This window comes from Sphingobium agri (assembly GCF_023051225.1).
GTDB lineage: Bacteria > Pseudomonadota > Alphaproteobacteria > Sphingomonadales > Sphingomonadaceae > Sphingobium > Sphingobium agri.
Genome location: NZ_JALKHS010000006.1, coordinates 204631 through 227100, shown reverse-complemented (window position 1 = coordinate 227100; position 22470 = coordinate 204631). Strand labels below are relative to the sequence as shown.

Sequence of the window (22470 nt, the reverse complement as noted above, 5' to 3'; positions counted from 1 at the left end):
CGCTCATTCCTTTGGAAACACAGCTGGGCGAGGGTCATGCTCGATCAGCTGTGCCCCACCGGCAAATTCTCAAGCTGATGTCTGCCAGCTACAAAAAGGTTGCAATCGATCGGCAATGACTATCGACGATCTGCAATTTTCACACACCCGCCAGTGCGGCCCATTTCTGAATGGACCGATCAACATAAATTGCTCGCTATTCCCAAAGCTGCGACCGGGCTTGCCCGGTCGCAAAAGAGTGACGACTGACTTTGGGATCAGAACTTGAAGCGGGCACCGGCGACGAAGCGGCGGCCCAACGTATCGTAGAGGCGGTAGTTGGTTGGCCCAGAAATGCTCGCGGTTGCAACGGACCGCGGATCCTGATCGAAGAGATTGGCGACGGTCCCGTAGAGTTCGAACGTGCCGATCGACCGGCGTATGGTGAGATCAGTCCACCAATTGGCTTTGACTTCGTTCTTTGAACCAGGACGTACCGACAATAATGCATTGCTGACGGTGCCGCCCCCGACATAGTGCTCCTGCAATTGAAATGCCCAAGGACCTGTCTCGTAGGAGATGCTTCCCAGACCTGTCCAATGTGGCACACCTTCGTTGCCGAAGCCTACATCGCCGGCTAGATCGAAAGCCGGAGATCCCGGCGCCTCGGTCACAAGATCATGTACATAAGTAGCGAAAAGCCGCAAATTGAGGATACCCCCTTGGGACCCGAAATTGACATTTCTCCGATAGCTGACGTCAAAGTCGATGCCGCTGGTGCGCAGGGACGAGAGATTGAGGAACGGCGTACGGATCGATACGATCGCATTGGTCGTGGGATCACGCGTCACCAGATCGCACAACGCGGCACTGCCCGCAGCGCATTGATCCACCGTTTGCTGCGGGTTCAAAGTGCTGATGACGTTAGTGATTTTGACCCGATAATAATCGATCGAGGCTGCAAAACCAGGAACAAAGCTCGGTTGCAACACGACGCCCGCAGTGAACGTCTTGCCCACCTCGGGCATGAGTTGGGCGTTGCCGCTCTGCACCGGAATGGCTGGCACGGACTGATTACCATTCTGCGGATCACGGACAATGGCGAAGCCGCTGCTTGAAGGGGAGAATAATTCCGTGACACTGGGTGCTCGCGCATCGCGCGACTTCGACGCACGAAATCTCACACCCTCGACTGGGCTCCAGACGGCTCCTGCTTTCCAGGTGGTTTGCCCGCCGCTCGTGCTGTAGTCGCTGTACCGGACAGCGAAGTTCAGATCGAGTGAGCGAACTGCGGGAAGATCGCTGAGCAGCGGCACCTGCGCCTCCGCAAACGCTTCCTTCACGTCGAAAGAACCGGCGAGCGCAGGCTGGTTGAGGAAGGCCCACGCACCAGGCAACCCGGTAAACGGGTTGGTCAGGCCGGCGAGCTGGTTCGTGAACTGCTTCAGCTTCTCTTTGCGATAACCAACGCCTGCCGCAATGCTGACCTCACCAGCTCGAGTGGAGAACAATGGCCCGGATACCGAGGCTTCGGCTGTGACCTGGGAACCTTTCCCACGATATTCCTGGGTCGGCTGGAAATAGGCCCGCTGTTCCGTTGTCAGCGGACGATCGCCAAGCAGATTATATGGCACGCATCCGTCAGTCGGGCTCGTCAGGGTGGAGCGGCAAACAATTGTGCCGTCGGGCGCGCGTACCGCGTCAATGGCTTTGGCGAAGTTGATCGTATCGAAGTTGCCATCGAGGATCGTCTCGGATGTGACGCGTCCACGTTGAACGTGGGCCTGCCATTTCCAGTTACCGGCGATCTCTCCGTCCCCGCCTAGGGACATGCGCTCGGCGGTATTGTTCTGCTCCGCGCGAAGCTGATCAAAGCGCTTGCCGATAATGACCGCCTGTTCGCCATTAGCCAGCATCTTTGTGCGTACATCGTCGGGAAGGTAGGCGTTGTCTACACTGAGGGAGAGACTCGGCGAGATGAGAGCGGTGAATGCATGCCCGATGCCCGCGGCATTATTTCCTCGCGAATACATCAAGGTTGCGTAAAGCGTCGCATGCTCACTAAACTCGTAACTCACGCGCCCATAAGCGGACGTGCGGGTTAACCCATTCGCCAATGGTATGCCCGGAGCAGGGCTATATCCCCCTCCGCCGGAGGCGACGGCACCGCTGACATTCGTTCCGAAATCATAAGGCGCAGAGGCGCCATCCGGGGTGAAGGTCGTGCCGAAGGCAGCGCCACTCAGCACCACACCTCCTAGCGGAAACGCGGACACACGCAAATCAGGGATCGTGATATATGCCGGCTGACCCGGACCAGCATTTGGGTTCGGGATGAGCCCCCGTCCACTCCTAGCCCAATCGCGTGGCGCCTTGCCAGGCCTGTTCTTGGGATCGCCGTTCAGTTCATCCGACTTCGCATGCTCAAAGCTGAACAGCACATGCCCGCGACCATCGGCGAATGATCCACCTCCAGACAAGCCGAACTTGTAGTTCTGATTGTCGCCACGCGACGTGATGCCGTACTGCGCCTCGCCCTTCAAACCTTCAAAATCATGGTCCAGGACGAAGTTCACAACGCCGGCAACGGCATCAGAGCCGTAGGCCGCAGAAGCGCCGCCAGTGACCGTATCGACTTGCTTGACGAGCGCCGCAGGGATCCAGTCGACATTCACAAATCCTACGGGTGAGCCCGCCGGGCTCGTCGTCGGCAGGCGCTGGCCATCGAGCAGGATTAAGCTTCTACCCGGCCCCAGTGACCGCAGGTTCAGGAAGTTACCGCCATAAAGGCTGCTGCCTCCTTTGGTCGGCGCTTGAGAGTTAGCAAACGCGGGCAGCTGGTTCAGCGCGTCTGCAATCGTGGTGGGCGATGAAGCTGCCAACTGTTCCGTATCGACGGTCGTGACCGGCGTCGGAGCATTCACGGCGGTCGCAACGCGAGACCCAGTTACCACGATATCGGAAGCCTGAGTTGCAGCACCTTCGGCCTGCGCTTGCACCGATTGGGCCTGCGCCATGGCTGACGAGGCGGACCCGATCACAGCGAGTGCAACTGAGGAAGTGCCACAAAGGCACCGTATAAACCCGTTCATCATAACCCCTCCTCTTTAGCCCAAGGGCAAATCCGCTCTGCGGCGACCGCCTACCTGGGTTATGCCGTGACTTACGTTAGCATCAGGCGTTATGCAATATATGTTCCGCATGGAATTCTCTCGAAATTAATATTTTATGTTTTATGCGTGCCTTTGGATTATCAGTGAAAAAATAGTCGGGCGATAGGGCGCCAGTTAAGCATTCAAGTTTCGATTATGAGGGATTTTATAATTGGTGTTTTAACACCCCTCCAAAATGTCATAAGTTCAATTGCCCAAAATCCTTGAGTTTTGAGGTGCCGCGCCCTTGCTCAAGAAAACGGCCGGATCGGGCCGCTTTTGGAAAAACACGCGACTTTTGGACACGTTTGAGGACAGGTGCAGAAGCCTGTTAGTGAACAGAAACGCACGGCCCCCAACCACCTGACGGCAGCCAGATTAGCGAGCCGCTTACCCGCGTTCATGCCTCGTCGAATTGGAAAGGATGATTCGCCGATAGAGGGCTAAGGGGTAAGCGGGTTTTAAAGAGGTGGACATCGAAGCCGTCCCTGGATTGAAGGGATCGACCTCCCAGCTCCGATGCCATAGTCGCGGTTCGCCTTGGAGAGTTCGAACATCGTGCGATGTCCGTGCACAACGTGCTTCGCACAATGCGACCGCTAGATCGTGATTTATCCGTCGCTGAGTGCCCGGGCTCTCACTGCTTTGAGCGACGTCTTGTAGGATCGGGCGGATCGTTGCAATGCGGAGATGCGCGTGGCCTCAGGGCTGCGGCGCGCATGTCCCGCGATCCGCCGCCCATTTCACTGCGGCTTCGTTCAATGCCATATTGTGTGCGTCACTATAAATTTCTGGACGATGCCCGATCGCCGAATAGAAGACCCTCCCCTTCCCGATACAATTCGTCCAAGCGATCGGATGGTCGTTCATCCGTAAGTCCTCGCCCTTTGGACCTACGGGCTTGTAGCTGCTTTCATCGAGCGTAAGTACAACCTTAGCTCCCGCCGCGCGAGGATTGGTGCCGAACGAATACCATTCATCCTTCATTATCCACTCCGACGGCAAACCGGATGCGATCGGATGCGCGGGCTGCTCGACCTTGATCCTGGCATCCTGAAATTGAGGATTCATCGGATGCCCGATAAAGCGCGTGCCGATCAACTTGTCGGCATACCAATCCCAAAAATAGGCCGGGTCGCCTGCCGAGCCATGCACGGCGACCAATCCTCCGCCCTTTTCCACGTAGTTCTGGAGTGCGCGGCGCTGGCTCAGCGTGAGCACATCCCCGCTAATATTGTTCCAGATGATCACATCGACTTTGCGCAATATCGAAGGCGTAATCGCGCCACCCTTGTCAGTGGTCACGATTGACCAACCGTTGCGCTGCGCCATCCCCTGAAAGGAAGCGCGTGCAGCCTCGACCGAAGGTCCGTCACGAAAGCCGTTGATCTTCTCAAACAAAAGAATTCTCAACTTGCCCCGGCTCCAAGTGAGCTTCGGCTTGTCATTGTCATAGCGTTCGCAGCGCTTCATCTTGTCAGCAGCAGTCACTGGCAGCGCGCGCAGCTTTTGTTCGAGCTGCATCAATCTGTCAGGCGACAAGCCGAGAATGCGCCAAGTATCTCTTACTGTCACGATCGCAGCGAAGGTCGGAGCCTCAGTGCTTATGAACTGCTCGGGAACTTTGTCCAAAAGTGTAGGCGCGGCTTCCATCAACATGGAACGCCCGGCGGGGCTCAACAGCACATCGACCAGCGGAGAATCGAGGGAGTAAGGCGCATCTCGAAGCGGGCAGTCAGTAACTGGCCGTGCAGCCTGCGCAGGAGTTATTGCGAGGGGCGCCAGCAGAGCAGCCGCTCCGGCCATCAGTTTCCTCATCCATAGCCATTCTGCCCTCACGCGCCGGTCTCCTCACCATCGTTCCAAAAAGCCGGTCCCGATTCAGATCTTGCCTGCGCGCAGAAACTCCGCCGCATGATGAGCAGCCCTCGCCGACAGCGCCATATAGGTAAGGGACGGGTTCTGGCAGCCTGACGACGCCATGGCAGCGCCGTCGGTGATGAACAGATTAGGCACCTCATGAGCCTGATTATATTTGTTGAGCACCGAAGTCTTAGGATCCTTGCCCATGCATGCGGTGCCCATTTCATGAATGCCCAGGCCGAGCGAACCCGGCTCTTCGCTGGCGTAAAGCACCTTGCCGCCCGCGGCCTCAACCATTGCCTGCCCATCCGCGACAATCTGCTTTGCCATCTTCTTCTCGTTTTCACCTAACTCGCAATCGATATGCACGATCGGCATGCCCCATTTGTCGGTGCGGCTTGGATGAAGCGTCACCCGGTTCTGCGGGTTCGGCAGCATCTCGCCAAAGCCCACAATGGCCGCCATCCAGGGTCCGACGCGGCGGGTCCGCTCTTTCAGCGCCTTGCCGATGCCGGGTGCACCCGTGGCATTCGCGCGCCAGCCGGTTCGCGAAACACCCCCTTGAAAGCCGTAGCCGCGCACAAAATCGCCCGGCTCACTAACATTGCGGTAGCGCGGAATGTAGAGCCCCGTCGGGCGCCGACCTTTATAATAAGTGTTGGGCCCATCCATTGTGCCAACCACGGCCAATCCGGCAATATGGTCCATGAGATTGCGCCCCACCATGCCGGAGCCGTTGGCGAGGCCATGAGGGTCGGCCTCCGACTTTGAATTCAGAAGTATTTGAGCGGTCGCGATCGCCGAAGCGCAGCAAAAGATCGCCTTTGCTTCATATGTCCGGCCCTGCTTGCTGTTGGTGTCGACCACCCGCACTCCGGTGGCCTTGCCGGTCTTGGGATCGCGGATGATGCTGTGGACGATCGCATCTGTCACGATCGTGAGATTGCCGGTGCGCTCGGCCGCCGGGAGCGATCCGCTCAGGCTCGAATAATAGGCACCATAGCTGCAGCCCCGTTCGCAAAGCGATCTATTTTGACAGCTCGTCCGACCCAGTGCCTCATGTTCCGGCGTAGCCTTGGAAAGGTTGGCGGCCCTGCCGGGAATAACCTTGCGTCCGGGGAATTTCGTCTCCACGGCCTGCTTGAACATCTTTTCGGCATCGTTCAGGGCGAATTCGGGAAGGAACTGACCATCAGGCAGTTGCGCCAGTCCTTCTTTCGAACCAGCCACGCCGACGAAGCGCTCCACATGATCATACCAAGGCGCGATATCGCCATATCGGATCGGCCAATCGGAACCGTGTCCATCCTTGGCGTTAGCTTCGAAATCCATAGGGCTCAGCCGATAGGATTGCCGCCCCCACATGATCGAGCGGCCGCCCAGATGATAACCCCTGATCCACAGGAACGGCTTGTCGTCTGGCGTTGAATAGGGGTGCTCGCTATCCTTCACCCAATATTGCTGCGTAGCCGTATTCATCGCATAGCATTGGCTCTGGATCTTGTAGTCGGAAGCGATCTCTTCCTCTGGCACCAGCCCGGCTGTGGGAAGATCCCAGGGCTGCATCCAGTCAGTGTAGGAACCACCATGTTCCAGCTTCCGGCCACGTTCTATGACGAGTGTCTTGAGCCCGCGCTCGCACAATTCCTTGGCAGCCATGCCACCGCTCATCCCTGAGCCGATCACGATCACGTCAAACATGGTTTTTGTCTTTCCCTCGACCGATCAATTGACGCCGGCGCCGCCCCAGGCACGTGTTTCGGGGGTGATCGGAATGGATGGAACCCATTGTCCGGGCGCGTGCTCATAGCGGAGTTCCTGGGTGAGGGCGGGCTCGGAAAAATAGTAGAGCACAATCACCAATTCCTTCAGCTTCGCGTAGCCCATGTCGGCGACCTGAGGTCCGGCCAGCAGAGCGTCGAGCGAGGTCGGCTTCTTCTTCTGGGTGGGCGCTTGTGCCACAGGAACGCCTGGCGGCTGGGTGGGGACTGCGTCCTGCTTTGGCCGACCATAATGTGGGTCCAATATGGCATGTGCCGAATTCAGCGGTCCGACGGCCTCGGCCGGCGCGCCCGCGGGCGTGAGCGCCGCTTTGTCATGCGCTTCGAGCAACGCATAGCGCTGCTCAGCGGTCAGCTTGACGAAGGGCGTTTCGCTCCCCGGAATCTTCAGGGTTCCGATCCTGTCGAGCGAAGCGATGATCGTGGCCCGTCGCTCCGACGAAGCCCATTTGCGGAGCATTTCGTCGAACAGTTTTGGCACGCCCACATCCATCGCTCCGGGGGTCTCGGTTCGAGGGATGATCGTGTCCGCCGTCGCGCTGAGAAGCGCAAAACGCGCGGCTTCGAGGCCCGGCTGCTGGACAGCTGCTGCCAGCGCGCCCTTTGGCACTGCGCTTGCGCCGATGAGCCACAATGCATGTTTGAAAAGCGTCCGGCGATCTGTGTCAGGCAGGGTTAGCATCTTGATCCTCTCCAGCATCTCCGGGGCTCAATGTCTGATGTAGAACATATTTTCCGTATAAACAAATGTTAGATCTATATTTTTCCCTAGAAGCGTCGGAGCGATCAAAAGAGCGCTCGCTGGGGAGAACGCCTGCAGCGCCTGGAGTCCAAAGAAAGCCGGGCGATGCTAGACAGCCTCCCCGCAAATTGTCATGACAACCTCATAGCGGCGCGATGTGAACTGATCAGGCGAGACCCAGCGTCTCCCGAATAAAATTTCTATCGACAGCACTGCCCGCAAAATCGTCGAATGCCTTTTCGGCTTTTCGGATCATGTGCCCTTTGATGAAGGGCGCGCCCTCCGCCGCCCCCTGCTCGGGGTGTTTGAGCGCGCATTCCCATTCGAGCACCGCCCAGCCAGCATAGCCATATTGGATCAGCTTGGAGAAAATCGCGCAAAAGTCGATTTGCCCGTCTCCGAGCGAGCGGAAACGGCCGGGCCGTTCAACCCATGAAGAATAGGAGCCATAGACGCCAGCGCGCCCATTCGGGCGGAATTCCGCATCCTTTACGTGAAAGGCTTTGATCCGGTCATGATAGATGTCGATGAAAGCGAGATAATCTAGCTGTTGCAGTAGGAAGTGCGACGAATCGTAGAGAATATTGGCGCGAGGATGCTGCTCGACTGCATCGAGGAATCGTTCGAACGTGATCCCATCATGCAGGTCCTCGCCCGGATGCAGCTCATAACAGATGTCGACGCCATTTTGGTCGAACATGTCGAGTATTGGCCGCCAGCGTCTTGCAAGTTCGGAGAAGGCCTCCTCAACCATTCCGGTGGGCCGCTGCGGCCAAGGATAGACCATATGCCACATCAACGCGCCTGAGAACGTCGCATGGCTGGACAGGCCAAAGCGGCGGCTGGCTTGCGCGGCAAGGCGCATCTGCCCCGTCGCCCATTCCGTGCGCGCGGCCGCGTCGTTATGAAGTCGCGCAGGCGCGAAGCCGTCGAACAGCCTGTCATAGGCCGGATGGGTCGCGACAAGTTGACCTTGAAGATGCGTCGAAAGTTCGGTGATTTCGACACCGTTTGCGGCGCAGATCCCCTTCACCTCATCGGCGTAATCCTGGCTCTCCGCCGCCTTTTCAATATCGAATAGGCGCGCATCCCAAGTCGGGATTTGAACACCCTTGTAGCCGAGACCACCCATATATTTCGTAATCGCGTCGAGCGAATTGAACGGGTGTTCATCGGTCGCGAACTGCGCGAGGAAGATGGCCGGTCCTTTCATCTCCAATTCTCCTTTTACAGATCGACCCAAACCGCGCCGCGACGACTGGATTCAAGTGCTGCGGCGATAAATCGCATGCCTCGGAGCGCGTCATCCATCGTGGCATAGCCTGGCGACTCTTCCGAACGGGTTGCGCCGCGAAGCTGCTCCCCAAAAATGCGATAGATGTTGGCGAACGCTTCCAGATAGCCCTCGGGATGTCCACCGGGCGTCCGCTGGATGGCGCGGATGTCAGGAGCGAGATAGGCGCGATTTGCGCCCGCATGCCATATTTCCGTCGGCCGATCGCGATAGCCTATCCGCATCGTGTTCGGCTCCTCCTGCCGCCAATGCAGCCCAGCCTCAGCACAATAGATGTCGATGGCAAGATCATTGATGTCACCGACGCAAATCTGGCTCGCGGTCAACGTGCCCCTGCCGCCGCCGGAAAGGCGGAACAGCGCGGCGCCGTCATCATCGATCGCGCGGCCGGGCAGCATAGTCAGCTCCGCGCACATCAAGGTGATCCGCTCACCCGTGATAAATTCGACCAGGTTGGCGGCGTGCGTGCCGATGTCGCCAAAGGCGCCGGCATCCCCTGACTGGTTCGGATCGGTCCGCCACGCCGCCTGCTTGTTATCAACCAGATCAGCGGCGCGGCTGAGCCAATCCTGTGTGTATTTCACCGAGACCCGGCGTACCGCGCCAAACTGACCGCTTGTGACCAGTTGGCGTGCCTGCTTCACCAAAGGATAGCCGGTATATGTGTGGGTCACGGCGATCCGTCGCCCGGTCCGTTCCACTGCATCGGCAATGGCCTTGGCATTCTCGATCGTGTCGGCCAGGGGCTTGTCGATTATGACGTCGAACCCTGCTTCCAGCGCCGCTATGGCCGGGGCGGCATGCATATGATTGGGTGTGACGATCGACACCACCTCGATCCGCTCACTTTGCCGCAAGGCCGCCTCACGCTCCAGCATTTCAGGCCAAGAGCCGTAAACACGATCGGCAGGAAGGCCAATTTCGGCGCCAGACGCCTTGGCCCGTTCAGGATCGGATGAAAGAGCGCCAGCCGTCAGCCGCCAGTTACCTGCGATGGCGGCGGCCGTGCGGTGGACACCACCTATGAAGGCGCCTCGCCCGCCGCCGATCATACCGTAACGGACTGGCTCCATATTCCTCTGCCTTATTTCCTGGTCGCGAGATATTTGACGATCGCCTGTCGCTGCGCGGCGTCCGGCAATGCTACCACCATTCGAGTGCCCGGCACCACTTTGGTTGGACCAGCCAAAAAGGCGGCCACCGTCGTTTCGGTCCAGGTGAGCCCCGACTTCTTCAACGCAGCAGAATATGTCGGAAAGGCAGTTGTTCCAGCCTTCCGACCTATGACGCCCGCCATATTAGGGCCGATCCGTGGCCCATCCTTTGCAGTGACCGCATGGCAGCTTGAGCAGCGCTGTTTGAAAAGCTGCTCACCAGATACCGTTTGCGCATTCGCTGACGCCGCCAGAGCGATAGTCAAACAAAAGAGGCTCGCCCTTGTGAGCATTACTGATCTCCATTCAGTTGATCGTCTTATCACGCACGCCGCCGCAGCACCGCCTCGAATATCGACACTCCTTGTTGTGAGCCGCCCGACCAGACCATCAATCGGACTTTAGAACTGCACATCAAGCGAAGCACCAATTTGCCTGAAGCCACTGGGCGTCAAATTCTGGATATAGTCTCCAGGGAAGAATGGATGGCCCGAAATCGTCCCGACAAATCGGGTATCGGTGCAATTGCGACAGAATAGGCGAACTGTGCCACCCCAGGCCGCATTGCTCAGCGCTACGCTCGCATCCATTGTCGTATAGCCTTTTTGAACCGTATTCGGGTCCGCGTTCGACAGAAAGTTGAAAGAGGTCTGCGACTTGACGCCCATATTGAACAAGGCGGAAAAATCACCTCCAAGTGGCGCCTCGTAGCTCACGTCCGCGACGGCCTTCCATTTCGGAGCGTTGGGCAGGCGATTGCCCGAAGAATCTGTAACACCACCAGCGCATGATGCCTGACCTATATAGCAAGCGTCGCCTTGGAAGCTCAGGAATCGCGCATCCGTGTATGAAAGCCCCCCATTCAAGGTCAGGCGTGACGTGGGCCTGGCAAGCAACTGCACATCAAACCCTCGGGTCCGCAGCTTGCCGGCGTTCTGCAGCCGAAAGGTCAGGCCATTCGTCACATCGATGCTCTGCGCCTGGAAATCCTTGAACTCGGTGTTGTACGCCGCGACATTGAGCGTCAGCTTGCGGCCGAGCAACTGGATTTTAGATCCGACTTCGAAATGAGTGGGGATCTCGGGCCTGACGTAGAACAATGAATATTGGGCAAAACCTGGCCCCTTATAGCCCCGCGCCGCCGTTCCATAAACCATCACGTTTGGATCGACATCATATTGGAGGGACGCGCGCCATGAGAGATTTGTCTCCTTCCGCGATTCCGCAGGCGGCGATCCGACAGGGATCAGCGAAATGACACCGCCACCTGCCGTGCTGCGGTACAACATATTGATCTTGTCATGGGTCACGCGCGCGCCCGCAGTGAGCTTGAGGCCCGGCGTGAGTTCGTAGGTGCCCTGGCCATATAGGGCGTAATTTGATTGCCGTTGCCTGTAGAGGCCGTCGCCGCCAAGGAACGTCGTAAATCCTGGGGGAACGGGCTGGCCCAGGTCCGCGGCCAGACGCGTTCCTTCAAATATATAGGCGCGCATGGCAAACAGGCCGAGTTGATATTCGAACCTTCCGCCCGCCGGTGACGTCAAACGCAATTCATCAGACCACTGCCGGAAATTGCTGCGGCCCGGGAAAGCCTGCACCAACGGAAAACCGCTGTAGTCGGCATCGAATTCGCCGCGCGATTTCAGCTGCCGAAAAGCGAGGATGTTGTTCAGCGTCAAGCCGCCATCAAGCTCCAGCGTCGCCTTCGCCTGCGCGCCGCCAACCTTGTTACGGAAGTTGCTGTACCCGTCGGCGGAGGTCTTGGAATTGTCGGGTCCAGGCGTAATACCGAACGCAGCCTCTTCCGTGCCAAGTGGGCTACCAGGGAGCGTCGATCGGATATTCGCGAAACCTGCACCAACTCCCTTGCTGTCGAGATAATCTCCCGCCAGAAGCAGCGTGAATGTATCGGTCGCCTGCCACAGAAATTTGGCAGACCCCCCAGACTGCCGCAGACCGTAGCTGGAGTCACGGTTGCGCGCCGGATTGACTGGCTTCAAGAAATCTGAATTGTCCACCAGAAACGCGTTGACGCGAAGCGCTGAACGGGACCCCGTGGCAATATTGCCGATGACCTGAACCCGGAAGAGATCCGTATTGGCCGCATTGGCAAGCTGTCCATATTCCGAATAGAGACGAGCTGAATTCTCGCCGATCCTTGGATCCTTGCTGTGAATATTGACCAGACCAGCCGACGCATTTTTTCCGAAGAGGAATCCTTGCGGACCGTTCAGCACTTCGACGCTCTCAAGATCAACGAAGTTGATGATCGCCATGTCGGATCGGATCAGCGCGACATCGTCGACGACGGTCGCAACGCTGGATTCGGCCGACCGCTGAAAACTCGCCGTCCCGACGCCGCGGATGGAGAAGTTAGACGCCTGCTGATTGCCGCCGTTGTTCTGGATTGTCAGCGAAGAAACGAGCCGCTCGATTTCCTGCGGATTCTGCACGCCTCTTTGGATTAGCTCTTCTCCGCTGATTGCGCTCACAGCCATCGGCACCTTCTGCAGCGGCTCTGCGCGACGGTTGGCTGTGACGATGATCTCCGGCACCTCAAGGGTGGCGGGCTGTGCACTGGATGAGGTCTGTGCGGTCCCGAGCGTAGGAATGAATACCAGCGTCGCAGTGGCGCACGAAAGGATGGTCCGGTGGCGCATTTTTCCTCCCCAAAATCTTAGTATCAAAAATTCTTACTATCGAACATTTCTTCTGTATAGATGTTCTGTGAAAAAATCTCTTCAGATGGCAACGCTAGGCCTCAAGCGCCACAGGGTTAGCACACCCCTCTCCGATCATCCTCTGAAGTACATTTATTTTTCGCAGTTTTCAGGGCCAGAACGGTTCGAGACAAAAGGGATCCTCCCGCGTCAGAGACCAACCTGCGATTGACTGACATGGAACTTTCATTCGTAATTACGGTATATAGAAGATAATTTGTCACGGCTCGCCGTGGGAGCGCGCTAGTCGCGAGGCATTGAAGGAGAAAATGGCGTGTGGAAGCTGATCAAGCGTTTCGGGGCGTTGTCGTCCCAACTCGCAAATTACTCGGGCTCCTGCCTATGAGGCATTTTTGTAATCGCGCAGCGACCTCGGCACTGGCCGCGGGCTTCGCCCTGGTCATGGCTGCGGCTCCCGTCATCGCCCGGCAGCTTGGCGACGCATCCTCTATGCGCGCCCGATTTCAAGCCGCGCCCGAGGTAAAGAGGCTGAAAGTCGTAGAGACGGCGGACGGAGGAAGCCAGGTCAATGCCGAGCTGAACGGGCGCATGTTCGCGTTGCGGATCCCCCCGAACTGGAACAAGCAGGCGGTGCTGTTCGCACACGGCTACACTCCCCCTCGGACAGGCAAGGCAGACACGGTGTCAGCCGATCCTGTTGTTGACGATCCCGCGCACGGACTGCTCGGCACCGCTTACGCGCAAGGCTATGCCGTGGGTCACACCGCGTACGACAAGCTGGGGTTCGCCGTCGCGTCCGGCATCGTGCGTAACGTCGCATTGGAACGGCTGTTGCGAAAGATAGGCGCGAAAAAGGTCTTCCTCACTGGCGGATCAATGGGCGGCAGCATCACCGCGCTGGCGTCTCAGCTTCACCCGAAGGAATTTGACGGCGCAATGGCCATGTGCGGCCCCGTCAGCGACTGGACCTACACGCTTCAGCACGTTGCGGACGTTCGCAATCTCTATAATTACTTCAGCCGCCGCACGCCCTATGAGCTTCCCGGATCGAAGGACGTGACGACCGGCATCAACGGCATCAACCCGGTCGCGTTCTTCCTCAACCTCCGCAAATTGCAGAACGACGCTGTGTCCGACCCGAAGGGTCCAGCGGCGCAGATCATCGCACGCACGATGAGCGCGGCACCTGGCATGCGGAACAAGGCCGATTTCGCCACTCTCAGCAGTGGGCTGATCCTTGCGATCGCCAGTATCGATGACGCTCGACAGGTCCTTGGCGGCCTTCCTATCGGCAACCGTGACGTTGTTTACCAATCATCCTTGCTCAGTGACGCGGAAAACGCCGCACTGAATGAAGGGGTTCAGCGTTACGAAGCCGATCCCGCCCCGCGGGCCAAGCTGATACGGGACTATAGTACGACCGGGAACCAGCACATGAAGCTGCTCACGGTTCACAATGCCTACGACCCGCTGGTAGCATATGAACATGAAGATCGTTTACGCAGCCGCGTCGAGCGGGCGGGCAACCTAAAAGCGCTCGCGCAGCAGACTTGGCCGACTCTGACCCTCTCCTTCACGGCACCTGCGGCCAAGACGCTGGTGCCGGCCGCGGAAACCTTCAAGGGCTTTTACGGTGCTGCGCATTGCGGCTTCACGAAGGAACAGATGAGCAAAAGCTTCAATGACCTCATCGCTTGGACCAGCGACGGCATCAAGCCGCGAGAGTCGTTCCGGAAAAATCTTGATCAGTAGCTTCAAATCACTGGAGGACCTATCAGGTGACCGTGGCTTTGCTTGAAATATGCCCTCAAGCCACAGTATCGCACGCAGCCGAAGAAAGCTTAAGGGCCGGAGAGTGCGATAAAGTTTGATGGGCCTCGATGTAAAAAGCAGAACCTCCGAACGAACATAGTGGGCGTTATCGCGCTTTCCGGCGGCATTGACCGGTTAGACGCGCCTCTTGGGCCCTCTCGTCCACTCGGTATGACACCTATAACACCCTCAGCCTCCAAATGTTGGCCGCCGATTGCAGATCGTCCCATCCCAGCAGCCGCAACCAGGTCAGGCGTTCTCCAGGGCCATCGAACGGCGACTTTCACTGAAACCTGCCGCTAGTCGACAGAAGCGCGCTCTTGGTTATTGCTCCATCGTGTTGATTGGCTACTATAGAGCCGGGGCTGGGCGAAATCGGCGCAGGTCAACCACTTGCTTCCGGGGGCGCATGACACCGCACGATTTTGAAGAAATGGCGCAACGTCGAGCTGAAGGAGCGGTCCGCGTCGCAGAGCCATTTCAACGATCTGTGCGCGCTGCTCGGCATCCTCGATCCGGTCTCGGCCGATCCGAAAGGCGAGTGGTTCACTTTCGAGAAGGGCGCAAACAAGACCAGCGGTGGAAACGGCTGGGCCGATGTCTGGCGCCGCGAATGCTTCGGCTGGGAATATAAGGGCCGCCACGCCAATCTCGACAAGGCCTATGCCCAGTTACTGCAGTATTCGGTGGCACTGGAAAATCCGCCGCTGCTCATCGTGTCCGACATGAATCGGATCGTGATCAGGACCAACTGGACCAACAGCGTCCAGGAAACGCACGAGATCGCGCTGGATGACCTGAACGACGGCGCGGTGCGCGACCGGCTGAAGGCGGCGTTCCTCGATCCCGAGCAGTTCAAGCCTGCTCAGTCGCGGCAGGACCTAACGGAGGAAACGGCGCGCGAGTTCGCCAGCATCGCCCAGCGGCTGCGCGATCGAGGACATGAACCGCAGCGTGTGGCGCATTTCGTCAACCAGCTCGTCTTCTGCATGTTCGCCGAGGATGTAGGGCTGCTGCCCGATCACCTCTTCACCAAGATGCTGACGGCCAGCCGGATGCGGCCGGAACGATTCGAAGGTAATGCCGCAAAACTGTTCGGGGCGATGGCAGAGGGCGGCGACATCGATTTCACGCCTATCGACTGGTTCAACGGCGGCCTGTTCGCTGACAACAGCGCCCTGCCCGTCAGCAGCGAGGATATCGGGCAGTTGCTCAGCGCCGCCCGGCGCGACTGGAGCCAAATAGACCCCTCGATCCTCGGCACCTTGTTCGAGCGCGGGCTCGATCCCGCCAAGCGCAGCCAGCTCGGCGCGCATTACACCGATCGGGACAAGATCATGATGATCGTGCGGCCGGTGATCATCGAGCCGTTGGAAGCGGAATGGGCCGAGGCGCTGGCGAAGATGACCGCGCTGGTGGAAAACGCCCCGCGCGAGACCAGGGAGAAGCTACTACGTGGTGCTGAACTGGGCAAGCGCACCCGCGCGTTAGGCGAGGCCCAGGCGATCCACGCAGCCTTTATCGAGCGGCTGGCAAATTTTCGCGTGCTCGATCCGGCATGCGGATCAGGCAACTTCCTTTACGTCGTGTTGAAGGCGCTGAAGGACATCGAACACCGCGCCAATCTGGACGCAGAAGCATTGGGCTTGTCACGCGGCTTCCCCCGCGTGGGGCCGGAATGCGTGCTGGGCATCGAGCTCAATCCCTATGCCGCCGAACTGGCCCGCGTCTCGGTGTGGATCGGCGAGATCCAGTGGATGCGTCGCAATGGTTTCGATGCGGCGAAGAATCCGATCCTGAGGCCGCTAGACACGATCGAGTGTGGCGATGCCGTGCTCAATGACGATGGCACGCGCGCGGAATGGCCTACGGCCGACGTGGTGGTTGGGAACCCGCCGTTTCTAGGCAATAAGAAGATGATCGCCGAGCTGAGCGAGGGCTACACAGTTGCGTTGCGCAAGGCGTGGCCGGAACTGCCGGGCGGGGTCGATCTCGTCTGCTATTGGTTCGCGGCGGCGTGGTCGATGATGGCTGGTGGGCGTTTGCAGCGCGCTGGGCTAGTTTCGACGAATTCGATCCGGGGCGGTGCAAATCGCCAGGCTTTAAAGCCGATCGTTGAGCATGGTCGCATTTTCGAGGCTTGGAGCGATGAGGGCTGGACAGTCGACGGCGCTGCGGTGCGTGTGTCGATGGTATGCTTCGGCAAGAGTCAGAATTTATCCGCTCGCCTTAATGGCGCTCCAGTGGCTTCAATCTTTGCGGACCTTTCAGCCGAGCAGCGTGGCTTCGACTTAACATCAGCGGAGCGTTTACGAGACAATCGCGGCGTGGCATTTCAAGGTCCAGTCAAAGTTGGACCTTTCGATATCGACGAGGACCTTGCCTATCATTGGCTTTCACTTCCCACCAATCCAAATGGGCGACGCAATTCCGACGTGGTTCGCCCGCTACTTAACGGAATGGACATTACACGGCGAAGCTCCGGCCGCTGGATAGTGGATTTCGGTACGTTGGCCGAGGCCGAGGCCGCCATGTACGAAGCTCCGTTTGAGTATGCTCTGGCAACGGTAAAGCCCTTTCGAGATCAGAACCGCAGAGAGAAGCGGAGGCTATTTTGGTGGCATCACGGTGAGACGGTTCCGGGGATCAAACGCGCGACAATTGGACTGAAGCGAGCCATCTTCACCCCAAGAGTTGCGAAACACCGAATTTTTGTTTGGGCCGCGTCTTTAGTGGTGCCGGACTCAGCCGTAGTCGCCATCGCTCGCGACGACGACACGACCTTTGGTATCCTGCACTCGCGCTTCCACGAACTCTGGTCGCTCCGAATGGGCACCTTCCTCGGCGTCGGCAACGATCCCCGCTACACGCCTTCGACCACGTTCGAGACCTTTCCCTTCCCCGCAGGCCTGACTCCGAACATACGAGCCGCCGACTATGCCGACGATCCGCGGGGGCAAGCGATCGCCGCCGCCGCCGCGCAGCTGAATGATCTGCGCGAAAAGTGGCTCAACCCCGCCGATTTGGTGGTGCGCGAACCCGAAGTCGTGCTAGGCTATCCCGATCGCTTTCTTCCCCGCGATGAGGCGGCGGCGAAAGAACTGAAGAAGCGTACGCTGACCAATCTCTACAACGCGCGGCCGCAATGGCTGGTGAACGCGCATGCCGCTCTCGATACCGCCGTCGCCGACGCCTATGGATGGGGCGAGGACTGGCGTGCCGGGCGGCTGGAAGAGGACGAAATCCTCGCACGCCTGTTCGCTCTCAACCAAAGCCGTTCGACCGAGACAAGCTGACGTCGGCCGTTGAACGGAAATGCCCCATTCACCGCATTCCGATTCGACCTTCCAAGACACTCAGCACCAAATCTTTCGCTCTCGGGTCCGGTCAGTCTGCTTTCTCATGTTTTGGGGCTGCGATTGGCCGGTAGGCGAATGTCCGGATTGCAGCGTCGATATGGGGATAGCTGCCGTTCGCGTGGCGTCGGCTCGCGACCAACTCACGACCTTCAGGGCCGTGCTGCGGATGACGGTCTGTGCCGAAAGCTGCCGCCAGATGACGAAGCTTGTCGGGATTACGAACTATATAGATCGCCGCGATGCGCCAATCGCGCACGTCGAGCGCGGTGGTCTGGAGCACGTCGCCACGATCGATACTGATATAGCCGGGCAGGCCGTTGATTGTCGCGGTGCGCAGTAGCGTCGGCGCTGACGTGTACTTGCGACGCAGCCCGGCGAACAAGCGAAGCGCTCGTTCGATCCCGCGCACCACATTGCGGAACGCGATTACCTTGCCGCCGCCATCGGAATGGATCTCGACGTCGCGCGCCAGCATTGCGGACAATGCGACCGTGTCACCGTCGCGGGCAGCAGCGAAGAAGGCGCGCGCGATCCGATCGGCTTCAGTTGCCTCCACGGTGAAACGCGGTCGCGCATGCTGTACGTGCCTGCGTGCGCGTGAGGCAAGCTGCCGGACGGCGGCGGGCTCGCGTCCCAATGTCCTCGCGACATCGGTGAGCGCCATGTCGAAAACGTCGTGGAGCAGGAAGGCGGCACGCTCCAGCGGGGACAAACGCTCCATTGCAAGCATCAGTGTGAGCGTCACGTCGTCGGCGATCGTCTCTTCTTCCTCAATAGTACCCATCAACGGTTCAGGCAGCCAGGCACCGACATAGGTCTCCCGGCGCACCCGGGCGGACTTGAGCTGATCGAGGCAAAGCCGAGTGACGATGCGGGTCAGATAGGCTGCCGGCGTGTCAACGCTCTGCACCGTTGCCGCCCAACGCAGCCACGCTTCTTGCAGGATATCTTCCGCCTCGCTGAGAGAGCCAAGCATCCGATAGCCAAGGCGAAGCAGTCGGGGCCGCTCAGCCTCAAAATCCGCGAGACGTTCATCACTGTGCAGCAAGAGTTTCCCACTCCGACAATGCTTGGTTATCGCGCCAGGCCCAGAGGGCCAGAGCGGTCGTCGCTATAGCTGGTAAGGTCACCGCAGGAAAATCCTGAGCCAGTGCACCTGTCCCACAGATGCCGACCGCCACCTCCCAGAAATGGAACAGTGCATGGCCGGCAAGCGAGATGGCAGCGGTAGACCACAGAGGGACGCGCGACGCCGGCCGAGCAACACCTGCGAGCATCGCGGTTGCGACGAGCAGGAAGATCAACCCGATGTCGCGCACGAAATGCTGGTTGAACGGACCGGTCGTGGTGACGCCCGGCACCGCGAAATACCAGTTCTCAGGTGAGACCAGCATGAAGAGGCCATTGGCTGCGGCCCCGAGACCGAGCACTGCGGCCAGTGCGAGCGGAAGGTTCCGGCTCATGCTGCGCTCTCCTGCGCGCGAGCGGCAAGCCACTCATCGAAACGCGTGGGCGCGATCCGTGGATTCTCATCCGGGACAAGCGAGCGGTCGTTGGCGGGGGCGCCAAAATAGTCACGTTCGGCGGTGACGTTGATCCGGCGTGGATCGTCCCGTGCGCCGAGCCAGCTAGCCGTAAACTCGGCCAGGGGTGCGCGCTCTGGTCCTGCCATTTCGATGATGCCGCCGATCGGGGCAGCTGTGGCGATCTCGGCAAGCAGGGCCGAGACATCAGCTGCGGCGACCGGTTGGAGCGCAATCTGTGGCAAATACACGGCGCTGTCCCTCGTGTAGGCATCCGCGATGGTCGATAGGAACTCGAAGAACTGCGTGGCGCGCACGATCGTGTAGGGTATGCCGGCGGCGGCGATCAGTTGCTCCTGAACCAGCTTAGCGCGAAAATAACCCGATGCCTGAAGACGATCGGTTCCCACCACCGAAAGTGCGACGACGTGGCGCAATCCCGCGTCGCGTGCTGCTTCCATCAAGTTGGTTGTCGTGCCGCGGAAGAAAGCGAGAGCGGCAGCGTCCTCGAACGAGGGTGCATTGCTGACATCGACCATGACGGCGGCATCCGTCAGCGCTTGCGCCAGGCCGGCGCCGGTCAGCGCATCGATGCCGGTGCTAGGTGAGGCGACGACGACCTCATGGCCCTCGGCCCGTAGCAGACCCACGAGCGGCCGGCCGATCAGCCCGGTGCCACCGATGATAACGATCTTCATGTCCATTCTCCGATGCCAGTGTCTACCTGCATGACGAGATGGCCGCCACCGGTGTGACATGACGACAGCAGGATCAAAAAATATCTGCGCCATGATGTCACGATGCACAGGCTTACCTCGTCAAGTCAGCGAGCGCCGATGATCGGTGCCAGTGACGAGGAAAGCAGCATGGCCGATACGAAGCGTTTGAACTGGTCGGAAACCGCCCCCGTGGGCGCCAAGGCCCTGTTCGGGTCCATCATTATGTAACCCAGAAAACGGATCTTCCTGAAGAGCTGATCCATCTGGTGTTCCTACGGGTGTCGCAAATCAATGGCTGCGCCCATTGCATCGATATGCACACCCGTGACCTGCTCAAAACCATGGCGATCGACAAAGTCGTGCTGGTCCCCGTCTGGGCGGAAGTGCCGCATCTGTTTTCTGACCAGTATCGAGCAGCGCTGGCCTGGGCTGAGGAAGTGACCAACATCAGCACGACCCATGCTTCGGACGAAGCATATGCGGCCGCTGCCGCCGCCTTTGCTGAAAAGGACTTGGTCGATCTCACGCTAGTTATCGCGGCAATGAACGCGTTCAATCGACTGGGCGCGCCATTCCGCCTGCCCGTCGCCGCGAAGCCATAGGCTTATGAAAGGGGGAGCATATCTTTGCTCGCCCTTCGACGGCATGCGACCGGACTCAGCCGTTCGCGCCTGATCCGATAAACGTCCGGTTCCGCCGGAAGCAATCGATCGCATCGACGAAGCGGACCATCGGCATCGCGCCACTTCTCGCGGTCCAACTGCTCGTTTCGGCTCTCAGCACAAGCTACTTGTTCAAGTCAGGCAGTCGGTTTGGCGATCGAAAAGCCGCCATGTCCGACAAGCCGCTTGCAAGTACAAGATCACGCGGTTCTGTCCTCCGCCGCGTCTGCGCTCGCGAGGACCTCCTCCTTGTCCTCGTGGAGGTAAAGGCGGCGCACGATTACGAGCACCACGATGGTCAGCGGCGTAGCCAGCAGAACCCCGGCGACTCCAAAGAGAATGCCGGCCGCAATGATCCCGAAAATCGTGATCGCTGGTGGCAGGTCCACCATCTTGTTCTGGACGAGCGGCATGATCAGGCTGCCTTGTACCTGCTGGACAGCCAGCAGCAGGCCCAGCGTCCACAGCCCGGTCGCGGTTCCCTGTCCGAACCCCAGCACCACGGCGGGAACCCCTGCGATTAGAACGCCAAGGTAGGGCACAAACTCGGCCAGACCCGCCACTAGGCCTATCGCCCAGGCGGCCGGCACGCCAACCAGCCACAGCGCCAAGCCCGTCGCAACGCCGACGAACAGCATGCCTAGGGCCTGTCCCTTCAACCAGTTTTTCAGCGAGATCGAGATCGCGTCGAGCGTTTCGGCCGACTGACTTCTTGCACTGAGCGGGATGAGCCGAAGCAGGCCGGTGGAGTAAAGCGTCGGCTGAGCCGCAAGGTACACGCCGCCCACGAGAACGATCAGCAGCAACGACAGGGCTCCGCCAACCGCCGCTAGAGCTGTCCTCGCCGCGCTGACTATGGCCTCGCTGCTGGGCGCCAATCCTTGCGCTCGCTCTAAGATGGCCGCGCCGATGGGCAAGGCCGCAATACGGCCTTGCAGGCCTACCCATGCGGTCGGCAGCCGCTGGGCAAGCTCGCCGAACTCCGCCTGCATCGTGGCGCCGAAGAACGCGAAGGCCCCACCGATCACTGCGATGAACAGGATGACTGTGACTGCCAAGGCCATGCTGAGTGGCATCCGGACCCTCCCGCGCAGGGCATTGGTTCCGGTCAGCAGGATCAGCGAGACCAGGGTGCAAGCGAATAGGAGCAACAGCAGGTCCACGAGCATCCACAGCACGTAGGCCGCAGCGAGCGTTAGGATCACGACGGCTGTCGCCCGAAAGACCCGCCGTTCAAGACTGTCACGCGCCGGAGGTTGGGGTACTTCGGACTGGGTTACGAGCTCGGATTGTTCGACGAAGTTTGTCATCAAGCACGACCTTAGCCTATCTTAGCGCGTTATCCAGTCTGGCAGGCGCTTTATCCCAGTAGCGACCATTCCGTTCCGGCCAAACTGCGGCCTTTCCTGCGACATCTCTTCGTGGCTACGTCACAGCGTCTCGGAGAAGCTGAACTTGGGAGCGATCTTAGCGGCTTAGGAATTGCCTAATGAGGGGCAAGAAGGCTACTAGGCCAGGCTCGCTTGCATGCACCTAAGCTGGCGTCAAAAGGCAGAAGGGCGGCCGACCATCAAGCCGCCATACGACTCAGTTTGGCACTCACGATCAATCCGCGACTCGCCTCGTAGTATTAGACGTATCGCCAAGCCATTGTTCCATGCTCCTCCGCACCAGCCTGATTCCAAACCCCGCAGATCGGCTTGCCTCGGGACGCCACGAATTCGGGATGCCATTCATTCACGAAAACGG

Annotated in this window: 14 protein-coding genes and 1 pseudogene; 3 read left to right on the top strand and 12 right to left on the bottom strand. The window is 59.2% G+C overall.

Features of this window, described 5'->3' with window-relative positions:
* Positions 1–257: 257 nt before the first annotated feature.
* From MU848_RS04345 to MU848_RS04310, 8 genes are all read right to left on the bottom strand, one after another.
* A complete protein-coding gene (locus tag MU848_RS04345; RefSeq protein ID WP_247230422.1) occupies positions 258–2996 on the bottom strand; it encodes a TonB-dependent receptor plug domain-containing protein in 2739 nt (912 codons plus the stop codon).
* 837 nt (positions 2997–3833) lie between these two features.
* Positions 3834–4937: a ThuA domain-containing protein gene (locus MU848_RS04340; protein WP_247230420.1), complete on the bottom strand. Its 1104-nt coding sequence runs from the start codon at positions 4935–4937 to the stop codon at positions 3834–3836.
* Between the two features lie 75 nt (positions 4938–5012).
* A complete protein-coding gene (locus tag MU848_RS04335) occupies positions 5013–6695 on the bottom strand; it encodes a GMC oxidoreductase (RefSeq protein WP_247230419.1) in 1683 nt (560 codons plus the stop codon).
* Between the two features lie 24 nt (positions 6696–6719).
* Positions 6720–7457 carry a gluconate 2-dehydrogenase subunit 3 family protein gene (locus tag MU848_RS04330; protein ID WP_247230417.1) on the bottom strand — a complete coding sequence of 246 codons (738 nt, stop codon included), beginning with the start codon at positions 7455–7457 and terminating at the stop codon, positions 6720–6722.
* 226 nt (positions 7458–7683) lie between these two features.
* Positions 7684–8730 (bottom strand): sugar phosphate isomerase/epimerase family protein, encoded by a 1047-nt coding sequence (locus MU848_RS04325; protein WP_247230415.1) that lies wholly within the window; start codon positions 8728–8730, stop codon positions 7684–7686.
* Between the two features lie 14 nt (positions 8731–8744).
* Complete coding sequence (locus MU848_RS04320) at positions 8745–9884, bottom strand: Gfo/Idh/MocA family protein (RefSeq protein ID WP_247230413.1); 1140 nt, start codon at positions 9882–9884, stop codon at positions 8745–8747.
* A gap of 11 nt (positions 9885–9895) precedes the next feature.
* The gene (locus MU848_RS04315; protein WP_247230412.1) at positions 9896–10258 is read right to left on the bottom strand and encodes a c-type cytochrome; all 363 of its coding nucleotides are present in this window, start codon (positions 10256–10258) and stop codon (positions 9896–9898) included.
* Positions 10259–10366: 108 nt separating this feature from the next.
* On the bottom strand, positions 10367–12625 hold the full coding sequence (locus MU848_RS04310; RefSeq protein ID WP_247230410.1) for a TonB-dependent receptor: 2259 nt from the start codon (positions 12623–12625) through the stop codon (positions 10367–10369).
* Between the two features lie 462 nt (positions 12626–13087).
* Here MU848_RS04310 and MU848_RS04305 point away from each other — a divergent pair, with 462 nt between their 5' ends.
* Entirely contained in the window at positions 13088–14398 is a 1311-nt protein-coding gene (locus tag MU848_RS04305) for an alpha/beta hydrolase family protein (RefSeq protein ID WP_247230408.1), read from the top strand.
* Between the two features lie 485 nt (positions 14399–14883).
* Complete coding sequence (locus MU848_RS04300; RefSeq protein ID WP_247230407.1) at positions 14884–17754, top strand: class I SAM-dependent DNA methyltransferase; 2871 nt, start codon at positions 14884–14886, stop codon at positions 17752–17754.
* Between the two features lie 256 nt (positions 17755–18010).
* Here the strand turns inward: MU848_RS04300 and MU848_RS04295 are convergent.
* From MU848_RS04295 to MU848_RS04285, 3 genes and pseudogenes are all read right to left on the bottom strand, one after another.
* Positions 18011–18865: pseudogene (locus MU848_RS04295) on the bottom strand (sigma-70 family RNA polymerase sigma factor); the annotation flags it as partial.
* The gene (locus MU848_RS04290) at positions 18852–19280 is read right to left on the bottom strand and encodes a hypothetical protein (RefSeq protein WP_247230405.1); all 429 of its coding nucleotides are present in this window, start codon (positions 19278–19280) and stop codon (positions 18852–18854) included. The pseudogene MU848_RS04295 and the gene MU848_RS04290, both read right to left, overlap by 14 nt.
* Positions 19277–20038 (bottom strand): SDR family oxidoreductase, encoded by a 762-nt coding sequence (locus tag MU848_RS04285; protein WP_247230403.1) that lies wholly within the window; start codon positions 20036–20038, stop codon positions 19277–19279. The genes MU848_RS04290 and MU848_RS04285 overlap by 4 nt, the downstream gene beginning before the upstream one ends.
* A 287-nt stretch (positions 20039–20325) precedes the next feature.
* Here MU848_RS04285 and MU848_RS04280 point away from each other — a divergent pair, with 287 nt between their 5' ends.
* Positions 20326–20661: a carboxymuconolactone decarboxylase family protein gene (locus MU848_RS04280; RefSeq protein ID WP_247230401.1), complete on the top strand. Its 336-nt coding sequence runs from the start codon at positions 20326–20328 to the stop codon at positions 20659–20661.
* 260 nt (positions 20662–20921) lie between these two features.
* Here MU848_RS04280 and MU848_RS04275 read toward each other — a convergent pair whose 3' ends face one another.
* Positions 20922–22031: an AI-2E family transporter gene (locus tag MU848_RS04275; protein ID WP_097093052.1), complete on the bottom strand. Its 1110-nt coding sequence runs from the start codon at positions 22029–22031 to the stop codon at positions 20922–20924.
* Positions 22032–22470: the final 439 nt, after the last annotated feature.

What these genes read in the sequence shown, in the direction of transcription:
- MU848_RS04305 (WP_247230408.1), top strand. Translation starts at nt 13,088, where the DNA reads ATGGCTGCGGCTCCCGTCATCGCCCGGCAGCTTGGCGACGCATCCTCT.
- MU848_RS04315 (WP_247230412.1), bottom strand. Translation starts at nt 10,258, where the DNA reads ATGCTCACAAGGGCGAGCCTCTTTTGTTTGACTATCGCTCTGGCGGCG.
- MU848_RS04290 (WP_247230405.1), bottom strand. Translation starts at nt 19,280, where the DNA reads ATGAGCCGGAACCTTCCGCTCGCACTGGCCGCAGTGCTCGGTCTCGGG.
- MU848_RS04275 (WP_097093052.1), bottom strand. Translation starts at nt 22,031, where the DNA reads ATGACAAACTTCGTCGAACAATCCGAGCTCGTAACCCAGTCCGAAGTA.
- MU848_RS04330 (WP_247230417.1), bottom strand. Translation starts at nt 7,457, where the DNA reads ATGCTAACCCTGCCTGACACAGATCGCCGGACGCTTTTCAAACATGCA.
- MU848_RS04320 (WP_247230413.1), bottom strand. Translation starts at nt 9,884, where the DNA reads ATGGAGCCAGTCCGTTACGGTATGATCGGCGGCGGGCGAGGCGCCTTC.
- MU848_RS04335 (WP_247230419.1), bottom strand. Translation starts at nt 6,695, where the DNA reads ATGTTTGACGTGATCGTGATCGGCTCAGGGATGAGCGGTGGCATGGCT.
- MU848_RS04285 (WP_247230403.1), bottom strand. Translation starts at nt 20,038, where the DNA reads ATGAAGATCGTTATCATCGGTGGCACCGGGCTGATCGGCCGGCCGCTC.
- MU848_RS04345 (WP_247230422.1), bottom strand. Translation starts at nt 2,996, where the DNA reads ATGGCGCAGGCCCAATCGGTGCAAGCGCAGGCCGAAGGTGCTGCAACT.
- MU848_RS04310 (WP_247230410.1), bottom strand. Translation starts at nt 12,625, where the DNA reads ATGCGCCACCGGACCATCCTTTCGTGCGCCACTGCGACGCTGGTATTC.
- MU848_RS04325 (WP_247230415.1), bottom strand. Translation starts at nt 8,730, where the DNA reads ATGAAAGGACCGGCCATCTTCCTCGCGCAGTTCGCGACCGATGAACAC.
- MU848_RS04340 (WP_247230420.1), bottom strand. Translation starts at nt 4,937, where the DNA reads ATGGCCGGAGCGGCTGCTCTGCTGGCGCCCCTCGCAATAACTCCTGCG.